Source organism: Peterkaempfera griseoplana (assembly GCF_001418575.1).
GTDB classification, from domain to species: domain Bacteria; phylum Actinomycetota; class Actinomycetes; order Streptomycetales; family Streptomycetaceae; genus Peterkaempfera; species Peterkaempfera griseoplana.
The window spans coordinates 1-17,928 of the sequence record NZ_LIQR01000041.1 but is presented as its reverse complement, the minus strand read 5'-3'; the positions used below and the strand labels follow the sequence as shown (position 1 = coordinate 17,928).

Here is a 17,928-nt window from a genome sequence, read left to right as displayed (position 1 = left end):
GGACCCCGGGCCCGGGGTCCCCCCGCCCGGCCGGTCACGGGGCCTCGCCGCCGCGGGCCGAACTGCCGCCCCAGCACGCGGTACCGCCACCGGTCTCGCACCGCCGGACAGGCAGGACCGGACGGCTGCTCACCGCGGCCTCGATGGCGGTGGCCGCCTGCGCCACCGCGGTCGCGGTCCACCTAGGAACGGCCCAGGACGGCGGACCGGCCGCCCAGCCGGTGGCCGCGACCCTGGCCGCGTCCGACCCCACCACCCGTGTGGCGGCCACCGCGGGGCTGGTGCGCAAGGCCTGGGGCACCGAGGTGGAGCTGAAGGCCGACGGACTGCCGCAGGGCATCCGCTGCTCGATGGTGGTGCACACCCGGGACGGCCGGACCGAGTCGGGGGGCACCTGGAGCTCGGGGCAGGCGCGCACCGCGACCGTACCCGCCGCCACCTCGGCACGGCCGGAGGACATCAGCAGCATCGACATCGTGTCGGACACCGGGCGCCGGCTGGTGGAACTGACACCGGAGAGGTAACTCCCCCCAGGGACCGGGATGGCGGAGCCGTCCCGGTATGTCGTTGTTCCCGGGGCTTTTCCGGGTGCCCGCCGCGGCGGGCACCCGGAAAACCTGATGAGGTTGTCAGTGGTGAGCCGTACGCTCGCGAACGATGTCCGAGAACGCCACCCTCACCGCACCGTCCGCCGCCGTCACCACCCCGCCGTCCGCGCCCAAGCGCTCCGCGGTCCGCTCACTGCTGCGCCTGTGGCCTTACGTCCGCCCGGTGCGCTGGTTCCTGGCGGGCTCCACCGCGGCCGCGCTGGTCGCCTCCTGCGCGGGCCTGCTGGTGCCGCTGGTGCTGCGGCGGATCGTGGACGGGCCGGTCGCCCACCGCGACCCGGGCGCGCTCTGGCCGCTCGCCGGGCTGCTGCTGGTGCTGGGCGTGGCGGAGGCCGGGCTCTTCGGCGTGCGCCGGGTGCTGATCGCCCGTCCGCTCGCCGGGGTGGAGCGCACCCTGCGCGGCGACCTCTACGCCAAGCTGCAGCGGCTGCCGGTCTCCTTCCACGACCGCTGGGCGTCCGGGCAGCTGCTCTCCCGGGCCACCTCTGACCTCTTCACCCTGCGGCTCTTCCTGGCCTTCCCACTGGTCTTCCTGATCGTGAACACCGCCACCTTCCTCACCGGTGTGGCGATCATGTTCTCGCTGGACTGGCGGCTTGGGCTGGTCCTGGTGCTCCCCGCGGTACCGCTGATCCTGCTCTGCTCCGCCTTCGAGGCCCGCTACAGCGCCGCCGCCCGCCGGGCGCAGGACCAGGTCGGCGACCTGGCCACGGTGATCGAGGAGTCGGTGCTCGGCATCCGCATCCTCAAGGCCTTCGGCCGCCACCGCACCATGGCGCGGCGGTTCCGCGACCAGGCGCGGGAGCTGCGCTCCACGGAGCTGCGCAAGGCACGGCTGCTGGCCGACCTCTGGGCGGTGATCGTCGGCCTGCCGGAGCTGGCGCTGGGTGCCGCGCTCTGCCTGGGGTGCGTCCAGGTCGCCGACGGCAGGCTCACCGCGGGCACCCTGGTCGCGTTCCTCTCCACCGCCCTGGCGCTGCGCTGGCCGGTGGAGTCGCTCGGCTGGCTGCTGGCCTACAGCAACGAGGCGGCGACCGCCTCCGACCGGTTCTTCGAGGTGATGGACACTCCGGAGGCGGAGGCGGAGGCGGAGGCGGAGGCGGAGGCGGAGGCGGAGGCCGGCCGGCCGGTCGCCCCACGGCCGGACGCCCCGGCCGCCGGGTCCTCCGAGGGCGGCATCCGCTTCAGCGGGGTCCGGTTCCGCTACCCCGACGCCCCGGCGGACTCCCCCGACCTGCTGCGCGGCATCGACCTGCACATCCGGCCCGGCGAGACCATGGCGCTGGTGGGCGCCACCGGCAGCGGCAAGACCACGCTCACCGCGCTCCTCCCCCGGCTCTACGACGCCACGGCGGGCACGGTCACCCTGGACGGCACGGACATCCGCGACCTCTCCCGGTCCCGGCTGCGCGAGCTGGTCGCGGTCGCCTTCGAGGAACCGACCCTCTTCTCCGCCTCCGTGCGGGAGAACGTCCTGATGGGCGCGCCCGACGCGGACCGGCAGGCGCTGGACCGGGCACTGGACACCGCCCAGGCCGGCTTCACCCGGCAGCTGCCCGACGGCCTCGACACCCAGGTGGGCGAACAGGGGCTCAGTCTCTCCGGCGGCCAGCGCCAGCGGCTGGCGCTGGCCCGCGCGGTCGTCGGCAGCCCGCCCTTCCTGGTGCTGGACGACCCGCTGTCCGCACTGGACGTGCACACCGAGGCCCTGGTGGAGAGCGCACTGCGGCAGGTCCTCGCGGGGACCACCGCCCTGGTGGTGGCACACCGGCCGAGCACCGTGCTGCTGGCCGACCGGGTGGCGCTGCTGGCCGACGGGCGGATCGCCGCGACCGGCACCCACCAGGAGCTGCTTGATTCCTGTCCCGCCTACCGCGAGCTGATGTCCGGCGAGGTCGCCGGGCTCGTCCGCGAAGGGAGCACCACCCGATGACCTCCGCCACCGGTACGGAGACGGACGGCCCGCGGCCGGAGGCCTCCGCCGCACCGGCTCCGGATGCCCGGGCCACGGAAACCCAGCCCACGGACACGCAGGCCACCGACACGCAGGCCACGGACGCGCAAGGCACAGCCACGCAGCCCCCCGACACGCAGCCCACGGCGGCGCGGCCCACGGACGCAGGGGTGCCTGACTCACAGCCAGCCGGCGCCGGAACCCCTTTCGCCGAGGGGCCCGACGCCGGGGCCGCCTCTTCCGGGCCGGGGGATCCGCACCAGGACGACGAGGACATCCCCGTCCCGCCGGGTGCCCCCAGCGCCCTGCTGCGCTCCCTGACCCGTCCGCACCGCCGCCGGATCGTGGCGGCCATGCTGCTGATCCTCTTTCAGCAGGCCGCCATCCAGGCCGGGCCGCTGCTGGTGGCCCTGGCCATCGACCGGGCCATCCCCGCGCTGCGGCACCACGACTCCGGGCCGCTGATCGCCGTCACCGCCGGCTATCTGGGCTGCGCCCTGCTCTCCACCCTGCTGCAGCGCTCCTTCATCCGGCTGACCGGCCTGATCAACCAGGACATCCTGCTGGAGCTGCGCGGCCGGATCTTCCGCCACGCCCAGCGGCTCAGCCTGGACTTCCATGAGCGCTACACCTCGGGCCGGATCATCTCCCGGGCCACCAGCGATGTGGACGCCCTGCGGGAGCTGCTGAACGAGGGGCTCCAGGAGCTGCTCTCGGTGGCGCTCTCCATGACCTACATCGCGGTGCTGCTGCTGGTGATGGACTGGCGGCTCGGCCTGGTCTCCCTGGCCTCCTTCGCGCCCATGTACCTGCTCGCCCGCTCGTTCCGGCGCCGGTCGGCCAAGGTCTACCGGCGTTCGCGCACCGCGGTCGCCTCGGTGATCGTCCGCTTCACCGAGACCATGAACGGCATCCGCCCGGTGCAGGCGTTCCGCCGCGAGAGGGCCAACGAGGAGGCCTTCGGCACGGTCAATGCCGAGTACGCCACGGCCAACGCCAACGGCCTGCTGGAGATGGCCCGCTTTGTCGCCTCCTCCCGCGCCACCGCCAACGTCTGGGTCACCGGCGTGGTGCTGTGGGGCGCCTACCTGGTGACCGGCGGCGGGCTGGAGCTGGGCGTACTGGCCGCCTTTGTGCTCTATCTGCGGCGGCTCTTCGACCCCATCGACCATCTGGCGATGTTCCTCAACAGCTACCAGTCGGCCTCCGCCGCCCTGGAGAAGATCGCCGGGCTGCTGGCCCATGAGCCCACGGTCGCCGAGCCGGTCGCGCCGGTGCCGCTGCCGGAGCGCCCCGACGCCTCGATGAAGGGCCGGAGGATCGTCTTCGAGGAGGTCGGCTTCGCCTATCGCACCGGCCGGGAGGTGCTCCCCCGCTTCGACCTGGTGCTGCCCGCCGGGCAGACCGTGGCGGTGGTGGGCGCCACCGGGGCGGGCAAGTCCACCCTGGCCAAGCTGCTGGCCCGGTTCCACGACCCCACCGCCGGCCGCATCACCCTGGACGGCGTCGACCTGCGCGACCTGGCCACTGCGGATCTGCGACGCGGCGTGGTGATGGTGACCCAGGAGTCGTTCCTCTTCTCCGGCACCGTGGCCGACAACATCGCGGTCGGCCGGCCCGGGGCGACCCGCGAGCAGGTGGAGGAGGCCGCCCGCGCCATCGGCGCCGACGGCTTCATCGAGGCGCTGCCGGAGGGGTTCGACACCGATGTGCGCAAGCGCGGCGGCCGGATCTCGGCGGGCCAGCGGCAGCTGGTCGCCTTCGCCCGCGCCCTGCTGGCGGACCCGGCGGTGCTGATCCTGGACGAGGCCACCTCCTCGCTGGACATCCCCGGTGAGCGTGCGGTGCAGGAGGCGATGCGGACGGTGCTGGCCGGACGCACCGCGGTGATCATCGCCCACCGGCTCTCCACCGTGGAGATCGCCGACCGGGTCCTGGTGATGGAGCAGGGCCGGGTCGTCGAGGACGGGACGCCCGCCCAGCTGATCGGCGGCACCGGCCGTTTCGCGGACCTGCACCAGGCCTGGCGGGAGAGCCTCGTCTGACCTGCACGCCGGCCCGCGCCGGTACGGCCACCGGCGCGGGCAGACAGGGGCGCGGGGACCAGGCGATGCGGCCCGCCACGCTTGTGGCGGGCCGACGCCCGGTCCCCGCGCCCCTCGGTGTTCCGGTGTTGCGGTGCCCCGGGTCTCTTGCCGGAGCCGGGACTTCCGACCCGCAGGCCAGGCCCTGCCCGTGCCCCCGCGCACGGGGGCACGGGCCGGACTCAGCGCAGCAGGCCCGCGTCCATCCCTGCGGACTCCGGCGGCACCGCGACCAAGCCCAGCTCCGCGGAGGAGGCCAGCAGCGGATGCGCCGGAAGCACCCGGACGGTGTAGCCGAAGGGCCCGGTGCGGCCGAGCTCCAGTGGCCCCTCGTAGAGCCAGTGCCCGTTGATGTCGGGACGGCCCGAGGGCTTCAGGGAGACCAGCGCCGCATCCGTGATCCGGTCGCTCTCGTCCACCCGGCCCGCCACCACCTGGACGTCCACATCGGACGGTTCCAGGATGCCGAGCGCCACCTGCACCCGCAGGGCCAGGGTGGAACCCAGTTCGGGTGCGTCGGCCGGTCCTCCGGCCTCCACGTGCTCCACCCGCACCGAGGACCAGGAGGACCGCACCCGGCCCTTCCACTCGGCCAGCTCCCGGGCGCCCCCGTACGGGGCGCCGTTCGCGACCGGCCCGGACAGCCGGCGCTGCGCGGCGGCGGCCGGGGCGTAGAGCCGTGCGACGTACTCGCGGACCATCCGGCCGGCGAGCACCTTGGGACCGAGATGGACCAGGGTGTGGCGGACCATCTCGATCCAGCGGTGCGGCAGCGCCCCGGCGCCCCGGTCGTAGAACCGCGCCGCGACCTGGTGCTCGATCAGGTCGTACAGCGCCGCGGCCTCCAGGTCGTCGCGCCGGTCGGCGTCGATGCCCTGGCCGCCGGTCATCCCGGCGCCGTGCACCCCGCCGCCGAGCCCGGTCCCCTCGGCGGTGGGGATCGCCCAGCCGTTGGAGCCGTCGAACCACTCGTCCCACCAGCCGTCCAGCACCGAGAGGTTGAGGCAGCCGTTGAGGGCCGCCTTCATCCCCGAGGTGCCGCAGGCCTCCAGCGGGCGAAGCGGGTTGTTCAGCCAGACGTCGCACCCGGGGTAGAGATGCTGGGCCATGGCCATGTCGTAGTCCGGCAGGAAGACGATGCGGTGGCGCACCGACGGGTCGTCGGCGAAACGGACCATCTCCTGGATCAGCCGCTTGCCCCCGTCGTCGGCGGGGTGCGCCTTGCCGGCGATGACGATCTGCACCGGCCGCTCCGGGTGGAGCAGCAGACGGCGCAGCCGTTCGGGGTCCCGCAGCATCAGGGTGAGCCGCTTGTAGGAGGGCACCCGGCGGGCGAAGCCGATGGTGAGCACATCGGGGTCGAGCGCCGAGTCGGTCCAGCCCAGCTCCGCGTCTCCGGCGCCGCGCTGCCGCCAGGAGGCCCGCAGCCGGCGCCTGGCCTCGTCCACCAGCTGGGCGCGCAGCTGCCTGCGCAGCTCCCAGATGTCGGCGTCGGCGATGGACTCGATGCCGTGCCAGTGCCGGGCCTCGCCGACCATCATGGCGTCCTCGGCGTGCTCGGCGCCGATCTCCCGGGCGCCCAGCCGGACCACCGCGGGATCGATCCAGGTGGGGGCGTGCACACCGTTGGTGATGGAGGTGATGGGCACCTCCGCGGCGTCGAATCCCGGCCAGAGGCCGTTGAACATCTCCCGGCTGACCTCGCCGTGCAGGGTGGAGACGCCGTTGGCGCGCTGGGCGAGGCGCAGGCCCATGGCCGCCATGTTGAAGAGCCTGGGGTCACCGCCCTCCCAGGTCTCCGCGCCGAGGGTCAGCACCTGCTCGGTGGGGACGCCGGGCAGTGCCGCGTCGCCGCTGAAGTGGCGGGCGACCAGATCGCGGTCAAAGCGGTCGATACCGGCGGGGACGGGGGTGTGGGTGGTGAAGACGGTCCCGGCCCGGACGGCCTCCAGTGCGGCGGCGAAGTCCAGCCCGGGCTCGCCCGTCAGCTCCCTGATCCGCTCCACGCCGAGGAAGCCCGCATGGCCCTCGTTGGTGTGGAAGACCTCGGGTTCCGGATGGCCGGTGAGCCGGCAGAAGGTGCGGACGGCGCGGACGCCGCCGATGCCGAGCAGCATCTCCTGCAGCAGCCGGTGCTCGCTGCCACCGCCGTAGAGCCGGTCGGTGACGTCCCGCTCGGCGGCGGAGTTCTCCTCGATGTCGGAGTCGAGGAGCAGCAGCGGTACCCGCCCCACCTGGGCCTTCCAGATGTGGGCGTGCAGCCGGCGGTCTCCCGGGAGGGCGAGCACCACGCGGCAGGGGCTGCCGTCGGGCTCGCGGAGCAGACTGACGGCGAGCTCGTTGGGGTCGAGGAGGGGATAGCGCTCCTGCTGCCAGCCGTCCCGGGAGAGCGACTGGCGGAAGTAGCCGTGCCGGTAGAAGAGGCCGACGCCGATCACCGGGACGCCCAGGTCGCTGGCGGCCTTGAGGTGGTCGCCGGCCAGGATCCCGAGGCCGCCGGAGTACTGCGGCAGAGCGGCGGCGATGCCGTACTCGGGGGAGAAGTAGGCGATGCCGGCGGGCAGCGGTTCGCCGTCGTCGCCTGACGGTGCGTCCTGGTACCAGCGGGGACCGGTGAGGTAGTCCTGGAGTTCGTCCGCCGCGTCGTGGAGGCGGCGCAGGAAACGCCGGTCGGCTGCGAGGGCCGCAAGCCTGGCCGCGGGGACCTCTCCGAGGAGGCGGACCGGGTCCTCCCCGGTGGATTCCCAGACCTCGGGGTCGACGGAGCGGAAGAGCTCCCGGGTCTCCGGGTGCCATGACCACCGCAGGTTGAGAGCGAGCTCATGCAGTGGCTGGAGTTGCTCGGGCAGGACGGTGCGGACTGTGAATCTGCGGATTGCCTTCACCCTGGGAAGCCTAGCCGCGGGGTGGCGGCAGCCGCGGGGTCAACTCGTTCCGCGAGGGCCGTTCGGCCCAGCGAAGAGATCACAGCGGGCGCACGACATGTCATGGGGAGGCGCACGGGGCGCACGCGGCGGGCGGGTCACACGCCCGGCGCGCGGAGTCCCCCGGGGAGCTGAACCACTCCGTCGAGACACGCCGCAGACAGGACCAAACTGCTGCGTGACGGCGTATCGCGGTGCGAGTATGCGTGAGGGGCGGGAGCTCCTCACGCCAGGTACGGCCGGTTGCCGTACCCGTGGGGGCCCGTGCCCGGAGTTCCCCTCATTTCCTCGCCTGTATCTGCTTCCGCGTCGACATGATCACCGGTGGCTGATGTCTGCGTGTCCTCATCCTGTGCGTGCTCGTTGTGGTGTCGGGTGCGACTGCCCGTCCGGACCACCCTCCGGAACGGCCGTCGGGACGCTCCCGACCGGAGCGCATGCGGCGGTGTGCCCGGACCCCCTCCCGAGCGCGCCGACGGGGACCGGCAACGGATCAGGTTGCCGGACGGGAAGGCGGGGGAAGGCTCTCCGGGACCGCAACTGGATCCGGTCCGACGTCCCGACATCAGTCCTCCCGGTACTCCCCCGGGCTCGCCGCCCAGTTCCGGACGTGCCAGTCCGGACGGTGGACGCCGCCTGCCGGGGAGCTGCCGCCGATCGCGGGCAGGAGCTTCGCCATGCACGACGAGAAGCGGACACCGTCCACTCCGACACCGGCCTCGGGTACCCCCGGCCCGGCGGCCCCCGGACGGGCACCGCAGACCCAGCCGATCCGAGCCGCCCTGGCGGCCGACGCACCCGCCCCGGTGCCGGCCCAGCAGGCCTCGGCCCAGGACGCCGTCCCGGCCGACCCGGTGGGGGGCCGAGCGGCGGCCGCCCGGGGGGCGGGTCCTGCGGAGGCGGGTCCTGCGGAGGCGGGTCCTGCGAAGACGGTGGAGAAGCCCGCGAAGAAGTCCGCGGCCAAGGTCGCGAAGAAGACCGTCAGGAAGGCCGGGGAGCAGGTCGGGGAGGCGCCGGCCGGGAAGCGGACGGCGGAGCCGAAGGTGACGGCTAAGAAGACGACGGCGAAGAAGACGGCCGCCAAGAAGACGGCCAAAAAGGCCGTGGCCACGGGGGCCGCACCGGCCCCGGCCGCGGCGGCGGAGAGCGAGACGATGATCGGCCGCATCCCGGTCCTGGACGTCCACCCGCTGGTCGACTGCGGCCGGCGGCCGGCCAAGGCCGTGGTCGGGGAGACCTTCCAGGTCACCGCGACGGTCTTCCGGGAGGGCCACGACGCGGTCGGCGCCAACGCGGTGCTGCGCGACCCCGAGGGCCGCACCGGACCGTGGACCCCGATGCGCGAGCTCGCCCCGGGCACCGACCGCTGGGGGGCGGACGTCACCCCGACCGGCCCCGGGCGGTGGACGTACACCGTGGAGGCCTGGAGCGACCCGGTGGAGACCTGGCGTCACCACGCCAGGATCAAGATCCCCGCCGAGCTGGACACCGCCCTGGTCCTGGAGGAGGGCGCCCGGTTGCTGGAGCGCGCCGCCGCCGGTGTGCCGCAGGACGAGGGCCGGGAGGTGGTGGAGGCCGCGGCGCGCACCCTGCGCGACTCCGGTCTGCCGCCGATGACCCGGCTGGCGTCCGCCGTCTCCGCCGAGGTGACCGCGGTGCTGACGAGGCATCCGCTGCGCGAGCTGGTCAGCACCTCGGAGCCGCTGCCGCTGCAGGTGGACCGGCCCCGGGCGCTGTTCGGCTCCTGGTACGAGTTCTTCCCGCGCTCCGAGGGCGCGGTGGTCGACCCCGACGGGCTGCAGCCGCCGCGCAGCGGCACCCTGCGGACCGCGGCGGAGCGGCTGCCCGCAGTGGCCGGGATGGGCTTCGACGTGGTGTACCTGCCGCCGATCCACCCGATCGGCAGGGCGTTCCGCAAGGGCCCCAACAACACCCTCACCGCCGGGCCGCACGACGTCGGCTCGCCGTGGGCCATCGGGTCCCCGGAGGGCGGCCATGACGCGGTCCATCCGGACCTGGGCACCATCGAGGACTTCGACGCCTTCGTGGCCCGCGCCCGGGAGCTGGACCTGGAGGTGGCACTGGACTTCGCCCTGCAGTGCTCCCCCGACCACCCGTGGGTCAACAAGCACCCGGAGTGGTTCCAGCACCGCGCCGACGGCTCCATCGCCTACGCCGAGAACCCTCCCAAGAAGTACCAGGACATCTACCCGATCAACTTCGACCAGGACTTCGAGGGCATGGTCCGGGAGACGCTGCGGGTGCTGCGCTTCTGGATGGACCACGGGGTGCGGATCTTCCGGGTGGACAACCCGCACACCAAGCCGGTGGTGTTCTGGGAGCGGGTGCTCGGCGAGATCGCCCGGACCGACCCCGATGTGCTGTTCCTGGCCGAGGCCTTCACCCGGCCGGCGATGATGCACACCCTGGGGAAGATCGGCTTCCACCAGTCGTACACCTACTTCACCTGGCGCAACGGCAAGCAGGAGCTGACCGAGTACCTCACGGAGCTCAGCGGCGAGGCCGCCTCCTACATGCGGCCCAACTTCTTTGTGAACACCCCCGACATCCTGCACGCCGTGCTGCAGCACGGCGGGCCGCCCGCCTTCGCGCTGCGGGCCGTACTGGCGGCGACCCTGGTGCCCACCTGGGGTGTCTACGCCGGGTACGAGCTCTACGAGGGCACCGCGGTGCGCCCCGGGTCGGAGGAGTACCTGGACTCGGAGAAGTACCAGCTGCGCCCGCGCGACTGGGCCGCCGCGGAGGCGTCCGGTCACACCCTCGCCCCGCTGATCACCACGCTCAACCGGCTCCGGCGGCGCCACTCGGCGCTGCGCGAGCTGCGCAACATCCGCTTCCACCACGCGGACAACGATGCGCTGCTGGTCTACTCCAAGCGCAGCACCGGACCCGGGGTCGGTACCGGGTCCGCCGCCCCCCATGACGACGCCGTGCTGGTGGTGGTCAATCTCGACCCCCACCAGGCCCAGGAGGCGACCGTCTCCCTCGACCTGCCCGCTCTCGGGCTGGAGTGGCACGACCACCTGACGGTGCGCGACGAGCTCACCGGTGCCACTTACCGCTGGGGTCAGCACAACTACGTCCGGCTCGACCCGTCCCAGCAGCCGGCGCACATCCTCACGGTTCGGAGGACCGCAGAGTGATCGTCAACGAGCCAGTTCCCGACACATTCGAGGACACCCCGCAGAAGGACCGCGACCCGGAGTGGTTCAAGCGGGCGGTCTTCTACGAGGTCCTCGTCCGCTCCTTCCAGGACAGCAACGGAGACGGTGTCGGCGATCTCAAGGGGCTCACCGCGAAACTGGACTACCTCCAGTGGCTGGGGGTGGACTGCCTCTGGCTGCCGCCCTTCTTCGCCTCGCCGCTGCGCGACGGCGGCTACGACGTGTCGGACTACACCGCGGTGCTCCCGGAGTTCGGCGACCTGGCCGACTTCGTGGAGTTCGTGGACGCCGCCCACCAGCGCGGTATGCGGGTGATCATCGACTTCGTCATGAACCACACCAGCGACCAGCACCCGTGGTTCCAGGAGTCCCGCAAGAACCCCGACGGGCCGTACGGGGACTACTACATGTGGGCCGACGACGACAAGCAGTATCCGGACGCGCGGATCATCTTCGTCGACACCGAGACGTCCAACTGGACCTACGACCCGGTGCGCAAGCAGTACTTCTGGCACCGCTTCTTCTCCCACCAGCCGGACCTCAACTTCGACTCCCCGGCCGTGCAGGAGGAGATGATCGCGGCGCTGAAGTTCTGGCTGGACCTGGGGATCGACGGCTTCCGGCTGGACGCCGTCCCCTATCTCTACGCCCGCGAGAACACCAACTGCGAGAACCTCCCGGAGACCCACGACTTCCTCAAGCGGGTGCGGGCCGAGATCGACGCCGCCTACCCGGACACGGTGCTGCTGGCCGAGGCCAACCAGTGGCCGGAGGACGTCGTCGACTACTTCGGCGACTTCGAGGGCGGCGGCGACGAGTGCCACATGGCGTTCCACTTCCCGGTGATGCCGCGGATCTTCATGGCGGTGCGCCGTGAGTCCCGCTACCCGGTGTCGGAGATCCTGGCCAAGACGCCCAAGATCCCGTCGGGCTGCCAGTGGGGCATCTTCCTGCGCAACCATGACGAGCTCACGTTGGAGATGGTCACCGACGAGGAGCGCGACTACATGTACGCGGAGTACGCCAAGGACCCGCGGATGCGCGCCAACGTGGGGATCCGCCGCCGGCTGGCCCCGCTGCTGGACAACGACCGCAACCAGATCGAGCTCTTCACCGCGCTGCTGCTGTCGCTGCCGGGCTCGCCCGTCCTCTACTACGGGGACGAGATCGGCATGGGCGACAACATCTGGCTGGGCGACCGTGACGGTGTGCGCACCCCGATGCAGTGGACGCCCGACCGCAATGCCGGTTTCTCCTCCTGCGACCCGGGCAGGCTCAATCTGCCGACCATCATGGACCCGGTCTACGGCTTCCAGGTGACCAACGTCGAGGCGCAGATGAGCAACACCAGCTCGCTGCTCCACTGGACCCGCCGGATGATCGAGATCCGCAAACTCAACCCGGCCTTCGGGCTGGGCAGCTACGCCGAACTGCCGTCCAGCAACCCGGCGGTGCTGGCCTTCGTGCGCGAGCAGGGCGACGACCTGGTCATGTGCGTGAACAACTTCTCCCGGTTCGCGCAGCCGACCGAACTCGACCTTCGCGAGTACACGGGCCGGCACCCGGTGGAGCTGATCGGCGGGGTGCGCTTCCCGGCCATCGGGGAGCTGCCGTATCTGCTCACCCTGGCAGGCCACGGGTTCTACTGGTTCCGACTGCGCCGGCCCGACGCACTCTGACCCGGGGAACCCCGCAGTCAGCGTTCCTGCCCGGGGCGGCCCGGCCGGCCGACCCGGGCAGGACGACCGCACCACCGTACGGAGACACCCGAGAACCCACGCATCCCATGGCGTGACATGCGGTCTCCCGACCGCGTGCCGGAGCCGCCGCGCCGCCGAAATCCGGAAGACTGGCAAATCCGGCTAACCCACCCGAGCCGGGCAAACCGTGTCATCCGGGGAAAGGGAGTCATGTCGGACACCTCCCGGTCTCGAGCCACCGTCAACAGCGGGCCGCGCAGCGGCACCGCGGCCCGCTCCGGTACCCCTGCCGGAACCGACGCCCTGGTCAGCGCGGCACTGCCGCTGCTGCAGTCCTGGCTGCCCGGCCAGCGCTGGTTCGCCGGGAAGGGGCGGCCGGTCACCGGCATCACACCGCTGGCCGCGACCCCGCTGCTGGACGGCGACCCCGCCCTGATCCATCTGCTGCTGCGGGTCGAGCAGCGCACCGGCGGCGACGACCAGTCCACCGCGGACGTCTACCAACTGCTGCTGGCCGCCAGGGCCGAGCAGCCCGGCAGGCTCGGCGGGGCGGTGATCGGAAGGCTCTCCGGCGGCCCCTACGACGGCACCGTCGTCTACGACGGCGCCCATGACACCGACCTCACCCGCTGGCTGCTCACCCGGTTCGCCGAGCCCGGCGACGTGGGCCCGCTGGCCTTCCGCCGACTGCCGGGGGCGCAGATCCCGGCCGGACTGGTCGGCCGGGCGGTGACCGCGGAGCAGAGCAACACCTCCCTGGTGTACGGCAACGCCCTGATCCTCAAGCTCTTCCGCCGGGTGAGCCCGGGGATCAACCCCGATCTCGAACTGTCCCTGGCGCTCGCCCGGGCCGGGTCCACCCGGATCCCCCGTCCCGCCGCCTGGTTCGAGACCCGGCTGGCGGGCAGCGGGGAGTCCGACCCCGCGACCCTGGGGCTGCTGCAGCAGTTCCTGGCCGGAGCGGCGGACGGCTGGGAACTGGCCCTGGAGCATGTGCACCGGCTGTGCAGCGAGCCCGAGTGGTCCACCGGCCGCGACGGCCGGCCCGCCGACCACATCAGCGGCAACTTCTCCGCAGAGTCGTTCCTGCTGGGGCGTGCCACGGCAGAGGTGCACCTGGCGCTCGCCCGCACCCTGCCGGTGGGCGTCCTCGACCGGGCACAGGTCGACCAGCTGGCCGCCGCCATGGCCCGCCGGCTGGACGCGGCCACCGTCGCGGTGCCCGACCTGCTCCCCTACCGGCCCGCGCTGCAGGACGCCTTCCGGGCACTGGCCGACCCGGCCCGGGGCGGCCGGCCACTGCGCATCCAGCGCATCCACGGCGACCTGCACCTCGGCCAGTCCATGCGCACCGCCGACGGCTGGGTGCTGCTGGACTTCGAGGGCGAGCCGGCCAAGCCGCTGACCGAACGCCGCCGGCTGCAGCCCGCCGTACGCGATGTGGCGGCGATGCTGCGCTCCTTCGACTACGCCGCCGCCCATCTGCTGGCCGAGCAGCCGGCCACGGTCCCCGACCCGCGGGGCGGCGGCCGGCAGTCCGCCGACCGCGACCACCTCGCCCGGCTGGCGACCGCCTGGGCGGTCCGCAACCGGGCCGCGTACTGCGCGGGCTATGCGGCCGGCGGCGGCGCCGACCCCCGTACCGACCCGGTGCTGATGCGCGCCTTCGAGATCGACAAGGCGGTCTACGAGGTGGTCTACGAAGCCCGCCACCGGCCCGACTGGCTGCCCATCCCGATGTCCGCCGTCCGGCGCCTGGCCGCGGACGCCGCCCCGATGTGACCGGCCCCGCCCGGTCCCGGGGCCACCGGCACCCGTCAACGACAACCCGTCCCTGCGAACAGACCAGCCCGAGGAGGCATCGGCCGTGACCGCGTCCGACCCGACCCGCCCGACATCGCAGCTCCAGCGGCAGCAGCCGTCCGTGGTGGCACCGCGCCCCGGGACGGAGCCCGCGCCGACCGGGGCGGCGCCCGCGGCGCCCGAGCCGACCGCAGCCCCGCCGGCCGCCGTCCCGTTGACCGTCGTCCCGGGGGGCGCCACCACCGCGGAGTCGTCCACCGGGGAGCCACCCAGCGCGAAGTCACCCGGCACGAAGTCACCCAGCGCTGAGTCACCCGCTGCGACCTCACCCGCCGGGAAGCAGCCCGCCGCCGCGGAGCCGGTGGGCGACGCGGCGGAGTCCGCCGGGTTCGGCGGCAAGGAGGGCGACGCCGGGGAGTCGGAGCCCATCCGGCTGCCTGAGGCGCCGCTCGCCCCGGGCGAGATCGACCGGCTGGTCTCCGGATCCCACCATGATCCGCACGGGCTGCTGGGGGCGCACCCGGTCCCCGGCGGGGTCGCGGTGCGGGTGCTGCGTCCGATGGCCGAACGGGTGGTGGTGGAGACCCCCATCGGCCGCGCCGAACTGACCCATCAGCGCGACGGCCTCTTCACCGGGCTGCTCCCGGTGGCGCTGGTGCCCGACTACAGGCTGCGGATCACCTACTCCGGCACCGAGTACCTGCAGGACGACGGCTACCGCTTTCTGCCGACGCTCGGCGAGATGGACCTCCATCTGATCCGCGAGGGCCGGCACGAGCAGCTGTGGGAGGTGCTCGGCTCCCATGTGCGCAGCTACCAGACGGGACTGGGCACGGTCACCGGTGTCTCCTTCGCGGTGTGGGCGCCCAACGCCGAGGGGGTGCGGCTGGTCGGCGACTTCAACGGCTGGAACGGCTGCTGCTACCCGATGCGCTCGCTGGGCTCGTCCGGCGTCTGGGAGCTCTTCGTCCCGGGGATGGCCGAGGGCACCCGCTACAAGTACGAGATCCGCACCCGTGACGGACGGCTGATCCAGAAGGGCGACCCGCTGGCCCTCGCCGCCGAGTGCCCGCCGGGCACCGCCTCGGTGGTGCACCGCTCGCAGTACGAGTGGGGCGACGCGGAGTGGATGGCGGCGCGGGAGGCCGGGCAGCACCACCGGCAGCCGATGTCGGTCTACGAGGTCCATCTGCCGTCCTGGCGGCCGGGGCTCTCCTACCGCGAACTGGCCGAGGTGCTGCCGGAGTACATCACCGACCTGGGCTTCACCCATGTGGAGTTCCTGCCCGTGATGGAGCACCCCTTCGGCGGCTCCTGGGGCTACCAGGTCTCCTACTACTTCGCGCCGACCGCCCGGATGGGCGGCCCCGACGACTTCAGGTTCCTGGTCGACGCCCTGCACCGGGCCGGCATCGGGGTGATCGTCGACTGGGTGCCCGCGCACTTCCCCAAGGACGACTTCGCGCTGGCCCGCTTCGACGGCGAGCCCCTGTACGAGCCCGCCGACCCCCAGCGGGCCGAGCACCCGGACTGGGGGACCCTGGAGTTCGACTACGGCCGCACCGAGGTGCGCAACTTCCTGGTCGCCAACGCCGTCTACTGGTGCCAGGAGTTCCATGTCGACGGGCTGCGGGTGGACGCGGTGGCCTCCATGCTCTACCTGGACTACTCCCGCGAGTACGGCCAGTGGTCGCCCAACCAGTACGGCGGACGGGAGAACCTGGACGCCGTCTCCTTCCTGCAGGAGATGAACGCCACCGTCTACCGGCGCTGTCCGGGCGCGGTGACCATCGCCGAGGAGTCCACCGCCTGGGACGGCGTGACCCGGCCCACCCACGCCACCGGCCCGACCGGCATCGGCGGGCTGGGCTTCGGCCTCAAGTGGAACATGGGCTGGATGCACGACTCGCTGCTCTACATGTCCAAGGACCCGGTGCACCGCAGGTACCACCACAACGAGATGACCTTCTCGATGGTGTACGCCTACTCCGAGAACTACGTCCTGCCCATCTCCCACGACGAGGTGGTGCACGGCAAGGGCTCGCTGGTCTCCAAGATGCCCGGCGACTGGTGGCAGCAGCGTGCCAATCTGCGCGCCTATCTGGCCTTCATGTGGTCCCACCCGGGCAAGCAGCTGCTGTTCATGGGGCAGGAGTTCGCCCAGGGCGCCGAGTTCGACCATGACACCGGGCCGCAGTGGTGGGTGCTGGAGAAGGACTGGCCCGCCGCCGAGGACCACCGGGGCGTGCAGCACCTGGTGCGCTCCCTCAACCGGGTCTACCGCGGCGTCCCCGCGCTCTGGGAACGGGACACCGAGCCCGAGGGGTTCTCCTGGCTGGACGGCGGAGCCGCCGAGGACAACGTCTTCTCCTTCGTCCGCTACGACCGGGCCGGCAACCCTCTGGTGGTGGTCAGCAACTTCTCGCCGGTGGTGCGGCACGGTTACCGGGTGGGCCTGCCGCAGACCCCCGCCGGTTCGCACGGCCTGTGGACGGAGGTGCTCAACACCGACGCGGCGGCCTACGGCGGCAGCGGCGTGGGCAATCCCGACCCGGTGAAGGCCGAAGCGGACAGCCGCAACGGCCATGAGCTCAGCGCCGAACTGGTGCTGCCGCCGCTGGCCACCCTCTGGCTCCGTCCCGCCTGAGAGCTGAGACCCGAGAGCTGTGACCTGAACCTGGGACGTGCGGCCGCAGGGCCCGTACGGCCCGGATCCGCAGGTGCGCGCCGCCCCGGGCGCCGTCGGCCCGTCCAGGACCGCCGGCCCCGGGGCGGTGTGCGTCCGCGTCGCCCCGGCGCACCACGCCGGCCGCTCACTCGCCGCGCTGAGCCAGCAGCTCCCGGCCCAGCGCGGCGGCCTGGAGCTGCGAGTTCACCTCCAGCTTGGCGAGGATGGAACGGATCTGGCTGCGTACCGTGGACAGCGCCACCCAGGACTCCTCGGCGATCGCCCGCGCCCGTTTGCCCTCCGCGAGCGACCGCAGCACCGCCAGCTCACGAGGGGTCAGCCGGTCCAGCAGTCCGCCCCCCTCGCGCTCCCCGGGACGGCCACCGGCGGACCGGGCGGCGACGGTACGGCGGTGCAGGGCGACCAGTTCGGCCCGTTCGGCCGGCTCCAGCACCGGAAAGCCGGCCGCCGCGTCCAGCGCGGCGCGCACCAGCGTCTCGAAGGGCGCCGACTTGTCCACCCAGCCCACCGCGCCACGGCAGACCGCCGCGGCCACCCGGCGACGGTCCGTACTGCCGGTGACCACCAGCACCGTCCAGCCCGCGGCGCAGAGCGGCGCCACCAGATCCACCCCGTCCAGCTCTCCGCCGTCGTCGCCGCGGCCCAGATCGAGGTCGAGCAGGGCGAGGCCCGGCGGCAGCGCCGCCGCCTCGTCCAGCAGCGCGGAGATGCTGCGGCCGGTGGCGGCGCGGGCGTCCAGCGCATGTCCGCGCAGCGCCAGCACCAGACTGGTGCCGACGAGCCGGTGGTCGTCGATGACGAGAACGGTCACGGTCTCCCCGCAGTGAGGGTGGCGGGACGGGGCCCCTGGCCGGGATGAGGTTCCTGCCGGGCTCGGGCTCCCGGCAGGGTTCGGGGCCCTGCCCGGGTTCGGGCTCCAGCCCGGACGAGGCTGGCGAACGGGCGGGGCTGCCGACCGGGCGGGGCTGCCGACCGGACGGG

At 72.9% G+C, this 17,928-nt stretch carries 10 protein-coding genes; 7 read left to right on the top strand and 3 right to left on the bottom strand.

The features are described 5' to 3' along the window. From AOK09_RS03110 to AOK09_RS03100, 3 genes are all read left to right on the top strand, one after another. The coding region (locus AOK09_RS03110) for a hypothetical protein (protein WP_217698372.1) at window positions 1-524 on the top strand (524 nt) is incomplete at its 5' end. 133 nt (window positions 525-657) lie between these two features. After that, the gene (locus tag AOK09_RS03105) at window positions 658-2,541 is read left to right on the top strand and encodes an ABC transporter ATP-binding protein (RefSeq protein ID WP_055585539.1); all 1,884 of its coding nucleotides are present in this window, start codon (window positions 658-660) and stop codon (window positions 2,539-2,541) included. Then, complete coding sequence (locus tag AOK09_RS03100; protein WP_217698371.1) at window positions 2,538-4,607, top strand: ABC transporter ATP-binding protein; 2,070 nt, start codon at window positions 2,538-2,540, stop codon at window positions 4,605-4,607. The genes AOK09_RS03105 and AOK09_RS03100 overlap by 4 nt, the downstream gene beginning before the upstream one ends. A 221-nt stretch (window positions 4,608-4,828) precedes the next feature. On the opposite strand, the gene glgP is transcribed toward AOK09_RS03100, so the two are convergent. After that, entirely contained in the window at window positions 4,829-7,531 is a 2,703-nt protein-coding gene (gene glgP / locus AOK09_RS03095) for an alpha-glucan family phosphorylase (RefSeq protein ID WP_055585538.1), read from the bottom strand. Between the two features lie 604 nt (window positions 7,532-8,135). Continuing rightward, window positions 8,136-8,738: a hypothetical protein gene (locus tag AOK09_RS39890; protein ID WP_055585537.1), complete on the bottom strand. Its 603-nt coding sequence runs from the start codon at window positions 8,736-8,738 to the stop codon at window positions 8,136-8,138. Here AOK09_RS39890 and AOK09_RS03085 point away from each other — a divergent pair. The 4 genes from AOK09_RS03085 to glgB all read left to right on the top strand — a co-directional run bounded on the left by AOK09_RS03085 (window position 8,725) and on the right by glgB (window position 16,905). Further along, complete coding sequence (locus tag AOK09_RS03085; protein ID WP_055585536.1) at window positions 8,725-10,734, top strand: alpha-1,4-glucan--maltose-1-phosphate maltosyltransferase; 2,010 nt, start codon at window positions 8,725-8,727, stop codon at window positions 10,732-10,734. The genes AOK09_RS39890 and AOK09_RS03085 overlap by 14 nt on opposite strands. Beyond that, window positions 10,731-12,434: a maltose alpha-D-glucosyltransferase gene (gene treS, locus AOK09_RS03080; protein WP_055585535.1), complete on the top strand. Its 1,704-nt coding sequence runs from the start codon at window positions 10,731-10,733 to the stop codon at window positions 12,432-12,434. Before AOK09_RS03085 ends, treS begins: the two co-directional genes overlap by 4 nt. Window positions 12,435-12,665: 231 nt before the next feature. Beyond that, window positions 12,666-14,237: a maltokinase N-terminal cap-like domain-containing protein gene (locus tag AOK09_RS03075; RefSeq protein WP_055585534.1), complete on the top strand. Its 1,572-nt coding sequence runs from the start codon at window positions 12,666-12,668 to the stop codon at window positions 14,235-14,237. 85 nt (window positions 14,238-14,322) lie between these two features. Further along, entirely contained in the window at window positions 14,323-16,905 is a 2,583-nt protein-coding gene (gene glgB, locus AOK09_RS03070; RefSeq protein ID WP_169796984.1) for a 1,4-alpha-glucan branching protein GlgB, read from the top strand. Between the two features lie 166 nt (window positions 16,906-17,071). Here the strand turns inward: glgB and AOK09_RS03065 are convergent, their stop codons facing one another. Next, a complete protein-coding gene (locus AOK09_RS03065) occupies window positions 17,072-17,758 on the bottom strand; it encodes a response regulator transcription factor (protein ID WP_055585533.1) in 687 nt (228 codons plus the stop codon). Window positions 17,759-17,928: the final 170 nt, after the last annotated feature.

Bases quoted from the DNA above. Each gene is read 5' to 3' on its own strand.
- AOK09_RS03105 (WP_055585539.1), top strand. From the start codon at position 658: ATGTCCGAGAACGCCACCCTCACCGCACCGTCCGCCGCCGTCACCACC.
- AOK09_RS03100 (WP_217698371.1), top strand. From the start codon at position 2,538: ATGACCTCCGCCACCGGTACGGAGACGGACGGCCCGCGGCCGGAGGCC.
- AOK09_RS03085 (WP_055585536.1), top strand. From the start codon at position 8,725: ATGATCGGCCGCATCCCGGTCCTGGACGTCCACCCGCTGGTCGACTGC.
- AOK09_RS39890 (WP_055585537.1), bottom strand. From the start codon at position 8,738: ATGCGGCCGATCATCGTCTCGCTCTCCGCCGCCGCGGCCGGGGCCGGT.
- AOK09_RS03075 (WP_055585534.1), top strand. From the start codon at position 12,666: ATGTCGGACACCTCCCGGTCTCGAGCCACCGTCAACAGCGGGCCGCGC.